This window comes from Vibrio chagasii (genome assembly GCA_041879415.1).
GTDB lineage: Bacteria > Pseudomonadota > Gammaproteobacteria > Enterobacterales > Vibrionaceae > Vibrio.
The window spans coordinates 2,304,550-2,319,742 of sequence record CP090851.1 but is presented as its reverse complement, the minus strand read 5'-3'; the positions used below and the strand labels follow the sequence as shown (position 1 = coordinate 2,319,742).

Here is a 15,193-nt window from a genome sequence, read left to right as displayed (position 1 = left end):
GAAATTACCCCCATATAAAACGCAGCCAAGTTAACAATTCTTACTAAAAAAAGCGGACCTTATGGTCCGTTTTTTTATCAAAATGACATTTTACTTCTACATAATGCTAACATCAGTGCGCTAATAAAAAATAATCAGGATCACTCAAGTAAGGTGGTTCTCAGACAAGGAGAAATCATGTCTACACAGATGTCAGTATTTTTAAGTCAAGAAGCTGCCCAGCCTCAGTGGGGAGCAAAAGCTATCTTATCGTTCTCGGAAGCAGGAGCGACAATTCACATTGGTGAAGGCCACGATCTTGGTGCCGTTCAACGCGCAGGTCGCACACTTGACGGACAAGGTATTTCATTCGTTTCACTAAGTGGTGAAGGTTGGGACCTAGAAAGCGTATGGGCTTTCAATCAAGGTTACCGTGGACCAAAGAAAAAGAATACATTGGAGTGGGACGCACTGCCAGAAGCAGACCAAGCTGAACTAGAAGCGCGTATCCGTGCTACAGATTGGACGCGTGACATTATCAATAAGACGGCTGAAGAAGTCGCACCTCGTCAACTGGCAACAATGGCAGCTGAATACATCAAGTCAGTTGCGCCAGAAGGCACAGTTAAAGCAAAAATCGTTAAAGATAAAGACCTACTAACTGAAGGTTGGGAAGGCATCTACGCGGTAGGCCGCGGCTCTGAGCGTACTTCAGCAATGCTTCAACTGGACTTCAACCCAACAGGCGATGAAAACGCACCTGTATTTGCTTGTCTAGTTGGTAAAGGTATTACTTTCGACTCAGGCGGTTACAGCATTAAACCAGGTCAGTTCATGACTGCAATGAAAGCGGACATGGGTGGCGCAGCGACTATCACTGGTGGTTTAGGTCTTGCGATTGAGCGTGGCCTGAACAAGCGCATCAAGCTTATCCTATGTTGTGCAGAGAACATGATCTCTGGTCGTGCATTGAAGCTTGGCGATATCATCACATACAAGAACGGTAAGACAGTTGAGATCATGAACACCGACGCAGAAGGTCGTTTAGTTCTAGCTGATGGCCTGATGTACGCAAGTGAGCAAAATCCTGAGCTTATCATCGACTGTGCAACGCTGACGGGCGCTGCTAAAAATGCTTTAGGTAATGACTACCACGCGCTAATGAGCTTTGATGACGAGCTGGCTCACCAAGCACTAACGGCGGCTAACCAAGAGAAAGAAGGCCTGTGGCCACTGCCTCTTGCGGATTTCCACCGTGGCATGCTGCCTTCAAACTTTGCTGACCTTTCGAACATCAGCACGGGTGATTACACTCCAGGTGCAAGCACGGCTGCAGCATTCCTGTCTTACTTCGTAGATGACTACAAAAAAGGCTGGATGCACTTGGATTGCGCGGGTACTTACCGTAAATCTCCAAGCGATAAATGGGCGGCAGGTGCAACGGGCATGGGTGTTCGCACACTGGCTCGCATTCTTATCGACCAAGCAAAATAATAATAACAATGAGCGGTGTTTCGATACCGCTCATTGATTACCTTAGATCGAATGATCTTAGTAATTTCAGTATTTAATAACAAAAAAATGAAGTGAAGGAATCCCTATGGCTCTAGAAAGAACGTTCTCAATTGTTAAGCCGGATGCAGTTAAGCGTAACCTTATAGGTGAAATCTACCACCGCATCGAAAAAGCAGGTCTAGAAATTATCGCTGCTAAGATGGTTCATCTGACTGAAGAGCAAGCGAGCGGCTTCTACGCGGAACACGAAGGCAAAGAATTCTTTGGTCCACTAAAAGAGTTCATGACTTCTGGTCCTATCATGGTTCAAGTACTAGAAGGCGAAAACGCAATTGCTCGTTACCGTGAACTTATGGGTAAAACAAACCCAGAAGAAGCGGCGTGCGGCACTATCCGAGCTGATTACGCAATCAGCATGCGTTACAACTCAGTACACGGCAGCGACAGCCCAGAGTCAGCAGCTCGTGAAATCGAGTTCTTCTTCCCAGAATCTGAGATTTGCCCACGTCCAGCTCAATAAGCGACACAGCAAATGATTCTAAAGGCTTCACTTCGGTGAGGCCTTTTTTGTATGTGGCTTTACCTTAGAGGTCGCTTACTTGGTCGTCATTCCCGAAAGCGACGAAGGAGCGTAGTCGGGAATCTCTATTCGTTGTAGGAGATTCCAGATACTTCGTTCCTCAGTTCTGGAATGACGAGATTTGAGGGACTAGTGAATTGATGACTATGAGTGGAAAGTTACTGAGTAAGTTTTCACGTTATTCCTGATAGCGACGAAGGAGTGTAGTCGGGAATCTTGTTCTTATTTCCTGAATTGTAAGTAACGAAAGGTGGTTGTGTAAATTTTAATCACTTAAGTTTGAATGTCTTAGTAAACACAGGGTTTTACAGCCCTTGTTGAACATGCATAAAGGCTGTACAATTCGCGCCCTTAATTATTGTTCCGTCATTGAGAGGCATCATGACCACAGCTAAAGTCAATCTACTCGATTTTGATCGTAAAGGTCTTCGTAAATTTTTCACAGAAGAATTGAATGAGAAAGCTTTTCGCGCAGATCAAGTGATGAAGTGGATGTATCACTTCGGTGTCGATGACTTCGAAAAAATGAACAACATCAACAAAAAGCTGCGTGAAAAACTTCAACGCCGTTGTGAAATTGTTGCTCCTGTTGTTTCTGAAGCTCAACACTCTTCAGACGGCACAATTAAATGGGCGATGAGCGTTGGCGACCAAGACGTTGAGACGGTATACATCCCAGACGGTGACCGTGCGACTCTATGTGTATCTTCACAGGTTGGCTGTGCGTTAGAGTGTAAATTCTGCTCGACTGCTCAACAAGGCTTTAACCGTAACCTAAAAGTTTCCGAGATCGTGGGGCAAATCTGGCGTGCATCTCGTGAAATCGGTCTAGAGAAAGAGACTGGCCGTCGTCCAATTACTAACGTTGTAATGATGGGTATGGGCGAGCCGCTACTTAACATGAAAAACCTAATGCCATCATTAGAGATCATGCTTGATGACCTAGGTTTCGCACTGTCTAAGCGTCGCGTAACAGTATCTACTTCAGGTGTTGTATCTGGCCTTGATCAAATGACAGACAACATCGACGTAGCACTAGCTATCTCTCTGCACGCGCCAAACGACGAGCTTCGTAGCCAAATCATGCCGATCAACGACCGTTGGGATATCCAAGATTTCCTAGCGTCTGTACGTCGCTACATTGCTTCTTCAAATGCTAACCGCGGTAAAGTAACGGTAGAGTACGTTCTATTGGATCATGTGAATGACGATATGGACCACGCTCGTGAACTTGCAGAGCTGATGAAAGACACGCCATGTAAGATCAACCTGATTCCATTTAACCCTTACCCAGGTTCACCATACAAGAAGCCAAGCAACTCTCGTATTGACCGCTTCCAAAAAACGCTAATGGAATACGACTACACAGTAACGGTTCGTAAAACGCGTGGTGACGATATTGATGCAGCATGTGGCCAGTTGGTTGGTGATGTTATCGATAGAACTAAGCGTACTAAAATGCTTAAAGCGGCTTCAGAAGCTAACTTGGTTGCCGGTGGTGTGATTGAAGTAAAAGCGGTTTAAAACTCGATTTGAATCTAAACAAGCCAGAAGTATTACTTCTGGCTTGTTGCGTTTTTGGGACTTCGTTTTTTATTTTTTGGACTTCTTGCCCACGCTTTCTTACATTTTTCGTCAATTTTTGGACAAAAGCATGAGCTGACGGTAAATTTTGTTGAAAGTATTTTTGCCTTGTAATGGCATTAGCTTATGATTAACTAATCTTAAATTAATTTAAGTGCTCGCTTGTTACCGACCATCAATATGTCTATTTAGGTTGGCTACTTGATAAACTAGCTTCCTGAGAACGCCACTAATAATAAAATGCATGTCGTTCGTCTTTAAGGGTTGATGAGTTGGGTAACAGGACAAATTCCACATAAAGTGGGTTGCTAGAATGAGCTTAAACGACAATAAAAAACGCTCTCGTCGACCTGCGATAATATTTTAGAAGTTCACTCTCTATGAACACAGAACACGACACACAATCGCAAGAACCAATCGCTCCAGCTTTAGAAGCGGGGACGCTACTGAAAAATCAACGAGAAGCTCTTGGTTTAACACAAAAGCAGATCTCGGATCGCCTAAAACTACGCATCTCTTTAATTCAACAAATTGAAGAAAACCAATTTGAGTCAGACCAAGTCGCAACCTTTATGCGTGGTTACATCCGTTCATACGCGAAATACGTCAATCTTGATGAAAAAGTGGTACTGAATGCGCTTCGCCATTCCGGTGATGCTCAACATGAAGATCAAGAAATGTTGAGCTTTTCTCGCAAGACGAAAACAGAAAAGCACAACAGCCGTATTATGCTGCTCACTTGGGGTATCTTTGCTGTTATCGTTGGTATCTCTTCACTGTGGTGGTGGCAGAATCAACAACAAGACACCCTGTCTCAATCTCTGGCTAACACTGAAAGTTCAGAAGAGCTTGCGGTGGAAGAGTCGCTGGACCCTGAGTTCGCCTCTTTAGAAGTGATTGAAGCTGAGCAGAACGACGCAGCGGCTTCTGTGATTGAAGATACTGAAGGCCTTGCTGCAATCAGTGATGCGGCAGATACTTCAGCTGCACTTGACGTGACTGATGAACAACCAGCAGTCGACGCAGAACCAGCTGTTGAATTAGAAACTGTTGAAGCAACAACTGCTCCTGAAACAACACCAACACCTGAAGTGGCAACCAAAGCTCTAACGATGCAGTTTACTGCAGACTGTTGGATTCAAGTTAAAGATGCGACCGGCAAAACCTTGTCAACTGGCATCAAAAAAGCGGGTCAGTCACTAAATCTATCAGGAACAGCGCCATATAAAGTGATTCTAGGTGCGCCAGAAGGCGTATCAATGACATTTGCAAGTGAACCTGTCGACCTTTCTGGGTATACTTCAGGCAAAGTAGCCAGAATAACCTTACCTTAGAGTTAATATGCAACACGAATCTCCTATTATTCGTCGCAAATCAACCCGTATTTATGTGGGTGATGTGCCGATCGGTGATGGTGCACCTATTGCTGTGCAATCCATGACCAACACAAGAACAACAGACGTAGCCGCAACCGTTGCTCAGATCCGAGCTTTGGAAAATGTGGGCGCTGATATCGTTCGCGTATCTGTACCGACTATGGATGCCGCTGAAGCATTTAAGCAAATCAAGCAGCAGGTTTCTGTTCCTTTGGTCGCTGACATTCACTTTGACTACCGTATCGCGCTGAAAGTGGCTGAGTACGGTGTAGACTGTCTGCGTATCAACCCAGGTAACATCGGTAACGAGAGCCGTATTCGCTCAGTTGTTGATTGTGCTCGTGATATGAATATTCCGATTCGTATTGGTGTTAACGGTGGTTCTCTTGAAAAAGAGATCCAAGAGAAATACACAGAGCCAACAGCAGAAGCGCTTGTTGAATCAGCAATGCGTCACGTCGATATCTTAGACCGTCTCAACTTTGACCAATTTAAAGTGAGCGTTAAAGCATCTGACGTATTCCTAGCTGTAGGTTCATACCGTTTACTGGCAAAACAGATTGACCAACCGCTTCACCTTGGTATTACCGAAGCTGGTGGTGCACGTGCTGGTGCGGTTAAGTCTTCTGTTGGCTTAGGTATGCTTCTTTCTGAAGGTATTGGCGATACGCTACGTATCTCGCTAGCTGCGGATCCTGTTGAAGAGATCAAAGTTGGCTTCGATATTCTTAAATCTTTGCGCATTCGCTCGCGTGGTATCAACTTCATCGCGTGTCCAAGCTGTTCGCGCCAAGAGTTCGATGTTATTAACACCGTAAACGCGCTTGAAGAGCGTCTAGAAGACGTAATTACCCCAATGGATGTTTCTATCATCGGTTGTGTGGTGAATGGTCCTGGTGAAGCAGAAGTATCTCATCTAGGCCTAGCGGGTAGTGCGCGTAAGAGTGCCTTCTACGAAGATGGTAAGCGTCAGAAAGAGCGCTTTGACAACAACGACCTTGTTGATCAGCTTGAAGCTAAGATTCGAGCAAAAGCATCGGTGCTTGATAAAGCAAATCGCATCGATGTAGAAAACCTAGAAGATTAATAAAACGCGATGAGGTGCGGTTGTCTATTCGCATCAACACCTGGTCGTGAGAAATTACGGAATAAATATTGTGGCTAAAAATATCCAAGCAATCCGAGGCATGAACGACTGCCTACCGACTCAATCACCACTGTGGCAGAAAGTAGAAAACGCAGTTAAAAACGTGGTGAGTGCACACGGTTACAACGAAGTGCGTATGCCTATCGTTGAAGAAACAAACCTATTTAGCCGCGCAGTGGGTGAAGAGACAGACGTTGTTTCAAAAGAGATGTACACCTTTGATGACCGTAACGGCGATAGTCTAACGCTACGTCCAGAAGGCACAGCGGGTTGTGTACGTTCATGCATCCAAAACAGCCTTATTAACCGTGATGAGCAACGCTTATGGTACATGGGCCCAATGTTCCGTCACGAGCGCCCTCAGAAAGGTCGCTACCGTCAATTCCACCAATGTGGCGTGGAAGTGTTTGGCCTAGACGGTCCAGACGTTGACGCAGAACTTATCATGATGACTGCGCGTCTATGGCGTGAGCTAGGTATCGACAAGCACGTTCGTCTAGAGCTGAACTCGATCGGTTCTACTGAAGATCGCGCGAACTACCGTACAGCACTTGTTGCTTTCCTAGAACAGCACATTGATGTGCTAGACGAAGATTGCAAACGTCGCATGCACACCAACCCACTTCGTGTACTAGATACTAAGAACCCAGACGTTCAAGCTATCTTAGGTGACGCACCTCGACTTTCTGAGTACTTGGGTGAAGAGTCGAAGCAACATTTTGCTGGTTTGTGTGAACTTCTTGATGCCGTTGGTATCGAATACCAAGTTAACGAGCGTCTAGTACGTGGTTTGGACTACTACAACCGCACAGTATTTGAGTGGATCACTGAAAGCCTAGGTGCTCAAGGTACCGTATGTGGCGGTGGTCGTTACGACGGTCTTGTTGAGCAACTTGGCGGTAAAGCAACACCTGCTGTTGGTTTCGCAATGGGCCTAGAGCGTCTAGTCCTAATGATGGAAACGCTAGAGCTTACAGAAGTTCGTCGCAGTGTTGATGTTTACATGGTTGCGGCTGGCGAAGGCACTATGATCGCGGGCATGCAATTAGCGAATCAATTACGTGATACCGTTGAAGGTGTGCGTGTAATGAGCCACTTCGGTGGTGGTAGCTTCAAGAAGCAATTCAAACGTGCAGACAAAGTAGGTGCTGTAGTTGCTCTGGTACTGGGTGAAAACGAAGTAGCAGACAACACTGTGGTATTGAAAGATCTGGTTGGTGGTGAACAAGAAGTTGTTGCCCAAGCAGACGTTGCTGCAAAAGTAGCTGCGCTAATCTAATTAGCCTTAGAGCAAACGCTCATAACGAATACTAACGTCAGCACTATGCTGGCGTTTAAAGAATTAAAGAGGACAGGAAGTGGAACTTTACGATAGCGAAGAGCAGCAGGTTGAAGCCATTAAAGATTGGTGGAAAGAGAACGGTAAAGCCGTAATCTTCGGTGCGGTTATTGGTTTAGGCGGTCTATTCGGTTGGCGCTACTACCAAGATTCAGTAGTTGAGGCGCGTGAAGCTGCTTCAGAAAGCTACATGACAGTAATCTCTGCTTTAGATGCAAAAGGCGTTGATGCTCAATCTGATATTCAAGCTTTTATCGACGCAAACAAAGATGCTGAATACTCAGTACTTGCGGCGATGCAGCTAGCAAAAGCACAAGTACAAGCGGGTGATTTATCTGCAGCACTTGAACAGCTAGAGTGGGCAAAAGCGGCAACTAAGGATGCGGCACTTTCGCCACTACTGACTTACCGTGTTGCTCGTATCAAAGCTGAGCAAGGTGAATTTGATGCTGCTTTGTCTGATCTTGCAGCAGTAACGGACGAATCTTGGAAAGGCCGCGTGGCTGAACTACGTGGTGATATCTCACTTCGTAAAGGCGACACAGACGCAGCATACAGTGCTTACACAGAAGCACAGCAAGCTGTTGATGCGAGCCAAACGCTTCAAATCAAACTTGACGACCTAGCTAAATAAGGCGCTTTGAATGAAGAAGATGTTTCCAAAAGCGGCGTTGTGTGCGATTGCTCTTGGCCTATTAGCTGGCTGTGCGGGTGAAGAAGACACCGTAATCATGGCGCCAGTACCAACGGTAAACAGTGAGTTCACTCCTAAACAGGAATGGTCTACCTCAGTTGGTGATGGTGTTGGTCACTACTTTTCAAAACTGACGCCTGAGCTGGCTTACGACAAAGTGTTTGTTGCAAGCCGTGAAGGTCTGGTTAAAGCGCTGGATCCTGAAACGGGTAAAGAGCTGTGGAAAACAGACCTTGAGAAAGATGTACTGGCTCGTTTGTCTGGTGGCTTAACTGCAGCTTACGGCAAAGTGTTTGTTGGTTCTGAAAACGGTGAAGTAATCGCACTGGATGAATCGACTGGCGAAGAGCTGTGGCGTGTATCGGTAAACGGTGAGGTGCTAGCATCTCCTGCTACTGACAACAACATGGTCTTGGTTCACACTAGCCGCGGTATGATGCTCGCGCTAGACCAAGAGACCGGTGAACAGAAGTGGACAATCAGTACTGAAGTTCCAAGCCTGACGCTACGTGGCGACAGTGCTCCTGTTGCGGTTTCTGGTGGTGTGTTCTGGGGGACGGCAAATGGTCGTCTAGCAGCTGCTATTGTTGAGCGTGGTCAGCTGATTTGGCAACAACCAGTTGGTACACCAAAGGGCGCGACGGAAATTGATCGCTTGGTTGATGTGGATGCATCGCCAGTAGTACTGGGTGGTACTTTGTACACGGTTGGTATCAATGGTCAGTTGATTGCCATTGATCTACGCTCTGGTAAGCCAGTTTGGAAACGTAACTACTCATCAGCGATTGATTTAGCAAGTGACGGTAGCCGTTTATTCCTTGTAACAGATAAGGATCATGTGGTTGCGGTTGATGCTCGTAGCGGTACTGAACTGTGGAGCACTCCATTGTTAGAAAACCGTCTACTTACAGCACCTGCTATCATTAACGGATACGTTGTTGTGGGTGACACAGAAGGTTATCTACACTGGTTAGATCGTTCAACAGGTGAGTTCGTTGCTCAGCAGTTGGTTGATGACAGCGGCTTTGCTGTAGCGCCAATTGAACTGCCTGAAGGCTACTTAGTGACGACTCGCAACGGCGATGTAAAGAAACTGACGATTAGCCAATAAAAGCGTGATATAATTCACAGTCGGCTCCTGGTTGGTAACAGCCAGGAGCCGTTTTGTTGTTAAAAATTAATAAACCATGTGGTTATAGGTAAGAGTTTAAACTTGCGAACAAGTGCTTACCTATAACTACATTAAGAGAAGAAATTGTAGAGGTTGTTATGGTACCTGTTGTTGCTCTAGTAGGGCGTCCGAACGTAGGTAAATCTACGTTGTTTAACCGATTGACTCGAACTCGTGATGCATTGGTTGCGGATTTCCCTGGCTTAACGCGTGACCGTAAATATGGCCATGCTCAACTTGGTGAGCATGAGTTTATTGTTATCGACACTGGTGGTATCGACGGTACTGAAGAAGGTGTTGAAACTAAAATGGCAGAGCAGTCATTAGCAGCGATCGACGAAGCTGATGTTGTACTGTTCATGGTAGATGGCCGTGCTGGTCTAACACCATCTGACGTTGCTATCGCGAAGCACCTTCGCCAACTAGAAAAGCCTTCAATGCTTGTAGTAAACAAGGTTGATGGTATTGACCCTGATGCAGCAAGTGCTGACTTCTGGCAGCTAGGTGTAGAAGACATGTACCAAATCGCTGCAGCGCACGGTCGTGGTGTTACAGCACTGATTGATCTTGCTCTAAACCCATTTGCTGAAGCACTTAAAGCTGAGCAGGGGGAAATTAGCGATCTAACTGAATTTGAAGACGAAGAAGCAGAGCAGGTTGATTTCACTGAAGAAGAAGCGGAACAAGAGTTCAAGCGTCTTCAAGATCAGCCAATCAAGCTTGCTATTATTGGTCGTCCAAACGTAGGTAAATCAACGCTAACTAACCGTATCCTAGGTGAAGAGCGCGTGGTTGTTTACGATATGCCAGGTACTACTCGTGATTCAATCTACATCCCAATGAGCCGTGACGAGCGTGAGTACGTTCTTATTGATACCGCGGGTGTACGTCGTCGTAAAAACATCAACGAGACTGTAGAGAAATTCTCGGTTGTTAAAACGTTGAAAGCGGTTGAAGACGCGAACGTTGTTCTACTTGTGATTGATGCTCGTGAGAACATCTCAGATCAAGACTTGAGCTTACTCGGCTTTGCATTGAACGCTGGTCGTTCAATCGTGATCGCAGTAAACAAGTGGGATGGCCTAGACAACGACGTGAAAGAACGCGTTAAGAAAGAGCTAGACCGTCGTTTAGGTTTCGTTGATTTCGCACGTATTCACTTCATCTCTGCACTTCACGGTACAGGTGTTGGTCACTTGTTTGAATCGGTTCAAGAGGCTTACAAGTCAGCGACAACCCGTGTTGGTACGTCTGTCCTAACTCGTATCATGAAGATGGCGACTGATGATCACCAACCACCTATGGTTCGTGGCCGTCGTGTGAAACTGAAATACGCGCACGCGGGTGGTTATAACCCACCAATTATCGTTATCCACGGTAACCAAGTTCGTGACCTGCCAGATTCATACAAGCGATTCCTGATGAACTACTACCGTCGTTCACTAGAAATCATGGGTACGCCAATTCGCATTCAATTCCAGAACAGCGAAAACCCATTTGAAGCTAAGACGAACAAGCTAACTATCTCTCAAGAGCGCAAACGTAAGCGTATGATGAGCATGGTTAAAGGACGTAAATAGTCCTTTTGAATAGATTTGATACCCGAGCCTGTCTCGGGTATTTTTTTAAGCAAAATTTACGTTATCTGATAACCGCACCTTGCGAGCAGTTATCAGTAAAGCGACACAGACTAGATTCCAAAAGAAGAACAACATGACAACGAGCGACTTGATTACACCAGCAGCAATCACACCGACCATCACCCAATTCTGCCACCAGACTTGGCAGCTTGAGGCAAAGGTTCTCCATGTTGAAAGTGATGAGAACAAAACCTACCTGATCACAGATGTGACTCCTTTTCACCCTGTTAGCCATATTTGGCCAGATCACCCAGCGGATAAAGGTACTGTTAACTTTGGTGACCTGCAATATACCGTTGATGATTGCCTAGTGGGCGCGATAGAGCAATCTACTGGAAAACTTTATGTAGCAGCAGATATCCCTGTTAAGCGAGATACAGGGGGTTGGGTATTTGTGGTGGTTCATCAGCTATCTGCATCTGCTTCTACGATAAGTATTAACGAGCAGGTGTCGTTGTCGGTTGATAAAGAGTACCAAGCAAGCCTTAGCCGTGGTCATAGCGCGGGACACGTCGCCTTCTTAGCGTTGAATAAGGTCTTAGCTGATAACTATTGGCGCAAAGATGCAGACCGCAAAGATCCATTGGGCAGCTATGACTTTAATAGCTACGCCCAAGTCACCAGCTTTGTAACGCCTGAACAATGTAAAGACACTTATCGCTTGGGTAAAACCTTGAAGAAGCGCGGCCTTAATGTGGCAGATATGCTAGCGAACCTTGAGGTCATTGAAGCCGATGTTAATGAGCTGATTTCTGTTTGGTTAGCACAACCAACGGCGGTTACGATGAGGTTAGAGGGCGAGGCGTTAACAGACTCTCGTTACTGGGAGTGGCAGCTTGACGCAGATACTCAGGTGACCATTCCTTGTGGTGGTACACACATTGGGAATACCGCAGAATTTGGTGCGCTGTCCGTTAAGTTAACCCAGTTAGATGACCAAAATATTGAAATGCTGACGCATGTAGTTCGATGATTTGAGTAATAGATCGAAATGACTTGTGCTGCTTATTCTGTTTTGGGTTGTCACTTTTAATATAATTAACTGTTTAAAATTGAAATGCAGCACATGTAACTTATGCTTTCGGTATGTGGTGATATAAATATTCTTTTTGGGGTAGATCGCTGATCAAAATAGATAAAGCGAAAGATCAACCTATGATCTTCGATTGTGTGTCGTGGTAATTAAGTGTGTTATTATTAACCAATAACAAGCTTGCATAAGAACAAGCTGTACCCGATTAAATAATTGAAAGCTTTAGTGAATGGAACAACATTTTTTATTAGAAGGCCACCGAGCAGTCAATAGGTTGCTTCGGAAGCTTGCCCTTGGGATGGATCGCAAGGACTTAAACCGCAAGATCATAGAGCTCACAGAGCAGCTTTTTGGTCAGCGTATGGCTTCAATTTTACTGCTCAACGCTGAGTCTCAGACTTTGCATCTCGAATATGCTCCAAATTTGCCTGATTTCTATAATCAACAGATTGAGGGCGTTGGTATAGGTGTTGGAGTTGGTTCGTGTGGTGAGGCAGCTGCGCTTAAAAAAGCAGTGATGGTCTCAGACATCAATACCCACCCTAACTGGGCACCTTTCTTGGCGTTAACAAACCAAGCTAACCTTCATGCGTGCTGGTCTGTGCCAATTCTTTCTTCAAACGGTCACGTGCTTGGTACTTTCGCTATATACAGCCAATATGTTTCCGAACCACATGAATTCGAGCTTGAGATCTTAGAGCTGCTCGCTTCTCTATATTCGGTGGCATTAGAAAAGTACGAGCTGGAAAACCAGCTTAACTTTTTCGCTAATCGTGATTCTCTTACCCACTGCTTGAATCGTCGTGCTTTGTTCAATGAAGCTGAAAAGGTCTTGGCCAAACGCTGTTTTGCACAGAAGGTGATGGCGTGTCTGTTTGTCGATGTCGATAAATTCAAATTAATCAATGACACCTACGGTCACAGCTTTGGTGATGATGTGCTATTGGCGGTTGCTAGAGTGCTTGATGATGCTACTACGGCGTGTGCCAAGATAGGCCGTTATGGTGGTGATGAATTTGTGGTGTTCTCTTGTTTTGATGACAAAGATAGCGTTGTTAGCTTTTATCACCGACTAGAACAAACACTACAACAAGCGCTTTATATTAACGATGTGCAGTTCTCAGTGAGTGTTGGCCTTGCTTGTGAAAAAGATCCACAGGGGTTAGATCAGTTGATCGCACAAGCTGATAAGAACATGTACCAAATCAAACAAGCGAAATCAAAGCAGTAGTAGATTGTAAAGAGAATCGTGAATTAGGAAATACTAATGAGTGAAAATATCTGCCCCAAGTGTCAGTCAGAGCTTGGTTGGGACGGACAATACCACTGTGAAAATTGTCAGGTACATTTTACTAAAGTAGGGTTCTGCCCAGACTGCAGCAGCCAGTTAGAGAAACTTCAAGCTTGTGGTGCCGCGAGCTATTTTTGTAATGGTGACTGTAACGAGCTTAAATCTAAGTCGCGAGTGAAGCTCGAGTTCCAAGCTGTGGAATAATCTTTTACTGAGTTTCTTATTAGATACAAAAAAGCCCTGTCGATTATTGATAGGGTTTTCTCGTTTTTAACGTTCGAATTAGTTCTAAACTAGCCCTTAGTTACTCTTGCCGTCACTTGCGACTCAATCACGCCATCTTCAACCTGAGTGGTGATCACTTCACCGGCTTCGACATCGTTAATTGATGACACAGTCTTGCTCGATGCTGAATGAGTAATGCTGTAACCACGCTTTAGGGTTGCCAGTGGACTAACGGTCTCTAATTTCTCGGCAGCCATCGCAAGCTGGTGGCGAGTGGTTAGCAGTGTTTTATCCATCGCATCTAATAGTTTTTGCTCTGAACGTTGCAGATGCAGTTTTTGTTCACCCAAACGTTTAACAGGTGAGTTCAATTGAAGTTGATGTTGCTTACGTTCGACACGCTGTGCATGCTGCTTTAGGTATTGAGCCATACCGCGACGCAGGCGCATGTCTAGATCATCTAGCTGCTGGCTCTGTTTTTGCAGTTGGTAGCTAGGGTGCTGTCTTTCTAAGCGGTGTTTCAGTGCTTGAGTCGACTGTGCTTGCTTGATTAATACGTGGCGAATCGCACTCACTAAGCGAGCACGTTTAGAAGCGAAAGCTTGCTCTTTATGACTGTTGTCGCGGCTAATCAATTCAGCCGCAGCTGATGGCGTAGGGGCGCGCATATCGGCAACGAAATCGGCAATAGTGACATCCACTTCGTGGCCGACGGCGCTGATGATTGGAATCTGGCTTGCAGCAATAGTGCGAGCAACGATCTCGTTGTTGAAGCACCATAGGTCTTCTAACGAACCGCCACCACGGCCCACGATTAACACATCACACTCATTGCGTTCATTAGCACGGCCAATCGCCTGAGCAATCTGAATTGCAGCCTCTTCGCCTTGAACCATGGTTGGGTACACCACAACCGGTAGCGAAGGATCGCGCCTTTTTAAGACATCCAGAATATCAAACAGTGCAGCACCAGTTTTAGAGGTGACAACACCAACGCACTTTGGGTGCTCAGGAAGAGGTTGTTTACTCGATTGAGCGAACAGCCCTTCTGCGGCGAGGTTCATCTTTAGCTTTTCAAACTCTTGCTGAAGTTTACCGTCACCTTCTGGCTGCATGCTTTCGATGATAAGTTGGTAGTCACCGCGAGGCTCATAGAGAGACAGGCGAGCTTTAACTAATACTTGATTGCCGTTTTGAGGCCTAAAGGTGACTCGGCGGTTATTGCCACGAAACATGGCACACTTAACTTGAGCGCGAGAATCTTTAAGAGTGAGGTACCAGTGACCAGAGACAGGTGCAGAGAAGTTTGAGATTTCACCAACGAGCCACACTATTCCCATTTCGTTTTCTAATAGGAGACGAACCTCTGAGTTGAGGCGAGAAACAGTAAAGATGTTTGGATTAGTCATAGAAGCACTATCTTTCCTTGAAGGAAGGTCTTTCTTGGAATCTCACAGGGCGTGAGTATGGAAGATAGCGGCAATATAATACATATCAAGGGGGTAAATGCAAATTAAAAATACAAAAATGTGTAGCCAAGCGATTTCCCCGTGCGTATAATCCCTCCGCAATATCTAATCCAAAGCACTTCATTATGCGAAACGATGAAGTCGGATTTT

13 protein-coding genes are annotated in these 15,193 nt (G+C 45.5%); 12 read left to right on the top strand and 1 reads right to left on the bottom strand.

Annotated features, from left to right (window positions below):
- Positions 1-177: 177 nt before the first annotated feature.
- The 12 genes from pepB (at position 178) to L0991_10405 (ending at position 13,553) form a co-directional block, all read left to right on the top strand.
- On the top strand, positions 178-1,473 hold the full coding sequence (gene pepB, locus L0991_10460) for an aminopeptidase PepB (protein ID XGB61839.1): 1,296 nt from the start codon (positions 178-180) through the stop codon (positions 1,471-1,473).
- Positions 1,474-1,579: 106 nt separating this feature from the next.
- Positions 1,580-2,014, top strand: coding sequence for a nucleoside-diphosphate kinase (gene ndk, locus L0991_10455; GenBank protein XGB61838.1), 435 nt, complete (start codon positions 1,580-1,582; stop codon positions 2,012-2,014).
- 441 nt (positions 2,015-2,455) lie between these two features.
- The gene (locus L0991_10450) at positions 2,456-3,598 is read left to right on the top strand and encodes a bifunctional tRNA (adenosine(37)-C2)-methyltransferase TrmG/ribosomal RNA large subunit methyltransferase RlmN (GenBank protein ID XGB61837.1); all 1,143 of its coding nucleotides are present in this window, start codon (positions 2,456-2,458) and stop codon (positions 3,596-3,598) included.
- 440 nt (positions 3,599-4,038) lie between these two features.
- Positions 4,039-4,992, top strand: a complete 954-nt coding sequence (gene rodZ, locus L0991_10445) for a cytoskeleton protein RodZ (protein XGB61836.1) — start codon at positions 4,039-4,041, stop codon at positions 4,990-4,992.
- A gap of 7 nt (positions 4,993-4,999) precedes the next feature.
- The gene (gene ispG / locus L0991_10440) at positions 5,000-6,121 is read left to right on the top strand and encodes a flavodoxin-dependent (E)-4-hydroxy-3-methylbut-2-enyl-diphosphate synthase (protein XGB61835.1); all 1,122 of its coding nucleotides are present in this window, start codon (positions 5,000-5,002) and stop codon (positions 6,119-6,121) included.
- 70 nt (positions 6,122-6,191) lie between these two features.
- Positions 6,192-7,460, top strand: a complete 1,269-nt coding sequence (hisS, locus tag L0991_10435; protein ID XGB61834.1) for a histidine--tRNA ligase — start codon at positions 6,192-6,194, stop codon at positions 7,458-7,460.
- Positions 7,461-7,539: 79 nt separating this feature from the next.
- Positions 7,540-8,154 carry a YfgM family protein gene (locus L0991_10430; GenBank protein ID XGB61833.1) on the top strand — a complete coding sequence of 205 codons (615 nt, stop codon included), beginning with the start codon at positions 7,540-7,542 and terminating at the stop codon, positions 8,152-8,154.
- A gap of 10 nt (positions 8,155-8,164) precedes the next feature.
- Positions 8,165-9,325 carry an outer membrane protein assembly factor BamB gene (gene bamB / locus L0991_10425; GenBank protein XGB61832.1) on the top strand — a complete coding sequence of 387 codons (1,161 nt, stop codon included), beginning with the start codon at positions 8,165-8,167 and terminating at the stop codon, positions 9,323-9,325.
- A gap of 158 nt (positions 9,326-9,483) precedes the next feature.
- Positions 9,484-10,965 carry a ribosome biogenesis GTPase Der gene (der, locus tag L0991_10420; protein XGB61831.1) on the top strand — a complete coding sequence of 494 codons (1,482 nt, stop codon included), beginning with the start codon at positions 9,484-9,486 and terminating at the stop codon, positions 10,963-10,965.
- Between the two features lie 133 nt (positions 10,966-11,098).
- Positions 11,099-11,998 carry an alanyl-tRNA editing protein gene (locus tag L0991_10415; GenBank protein ID XGB61830.1) on the top strand — a complete coding sequence of 300 codons (900 nt, stop codon included), beginning with the start codon at positions 11,099-11,101 and terminating at the stop codon, positions 11,996-11,998.
- 289 nt (positions 11,999-12,287) lie between these two features.
- Positions 12,288-13,289, top strand: a complete 1,002-nt coding sequence (locus L0991_10410; GenBank protein XGB61829.1) for a sensor domain-containing diguanylate cyclase — start codon at positions 12,288-12,290, stop codon at positions 13,287-13,289.
- A gap of 36 nt (positions 13,290-13,325) precedes the next feature.
- Positions 13,326-13,553, top strand: coding sequence for a zinc ribbon domain-containing protein (locus L0991_10405; GenBank protein XGB61828.1), 228 nt, complete (start codon positions 13,326-13,328; stop codon positions 13,551-13,553).
- A gap of 89 nt (positions 13,554-13,642) precedes the next feature.
- Here L0991_10405 and xseA read toward each other — a convergent pair whose 3' ends face one another.
- Entirely contained in the window at positions 13,643-14,983 is a 1,341-nt protein-coding gene (xseA, locus tag L0991_10400; protein ID XGB61827.1) for an exodeoxyribonuclease VII large subunit, read from the bottom strand.
- Positions 14,984-15,193: the final 210 nt, after the last annotated feature.

Bases quoted from the DNA above. Each gene is read 5' to 3' on its own strand.
- pepB (XGB61839.1), top strand. From the start codon at position 178: ATGTCTACACAGATGTCAGTATTTTTAAGTCAAGAAGCTGCCCAGCCT.
- ndk (XGB61838.1), top strand. From the start codon at position 1,580: ATGGCTCTAGAAAGAACGTTCTCAATTGTTAAGCCGGATGCAGTTAAG.
- L0991_10450 (XGB61837.1), top strand. From the start codon at position 2,456: ATGACCACAGCTAAAGTCAATCTACTCGATTTTGATCGTAAAGGTCTT.
- rodZ (XGB61836.1), top strand. From the start codon at position 4,039: ATGAACACAGAACACGACACACAATCGCAAGAACCAATCGCTCCAGCT.
- ispG (XGB61835.1), top strand. From the start codon at position 5,000: ATGCAACACGAATCTCCTATTATTCGTCGCAAATCAACCCGTATTTAT.
- bamB (XGB61832.1), top strand. From the start codon at position 8,165: ATGAAGAAGATGTTTCCAAAAGCGGCGTTGTGTGCGATTGCTCTTGGC.
- der (XGB61831.1), top strand. From the start codon at position 9,484: ATGGTACCTGTTGTTGCTCTAGTAGGGCGTCCGAACGTAGGTAAATCT.
- L0991_10415 (XGB61830.1), top strand. From the start codon at position 11,099: ATGACAACGAGCGACTTGATTACACCAGCAGCAATCACACCGACCATC.
- L0991_10410 (XGB61829.1), top strand. From the start codon at position 12,288: ATGGAACAACATTTTTTATTAGAAGGCCACCGAGCAGTCAATAGGTTG.
- L0991_10405 (XGB61828.1), top strand. From the start codon at position 13,326: ATGAGTGAAAATATCTGCCCCAAGTGTCAGTCAGAGCTTGGTTGGGAC.
- xseA (XGB61827.1), bottom strand. From the start codon at position 14,983: ATGACTAATCCAAACATCTTTACTGTTTCTCGCCTCAACTCAGAGGTT.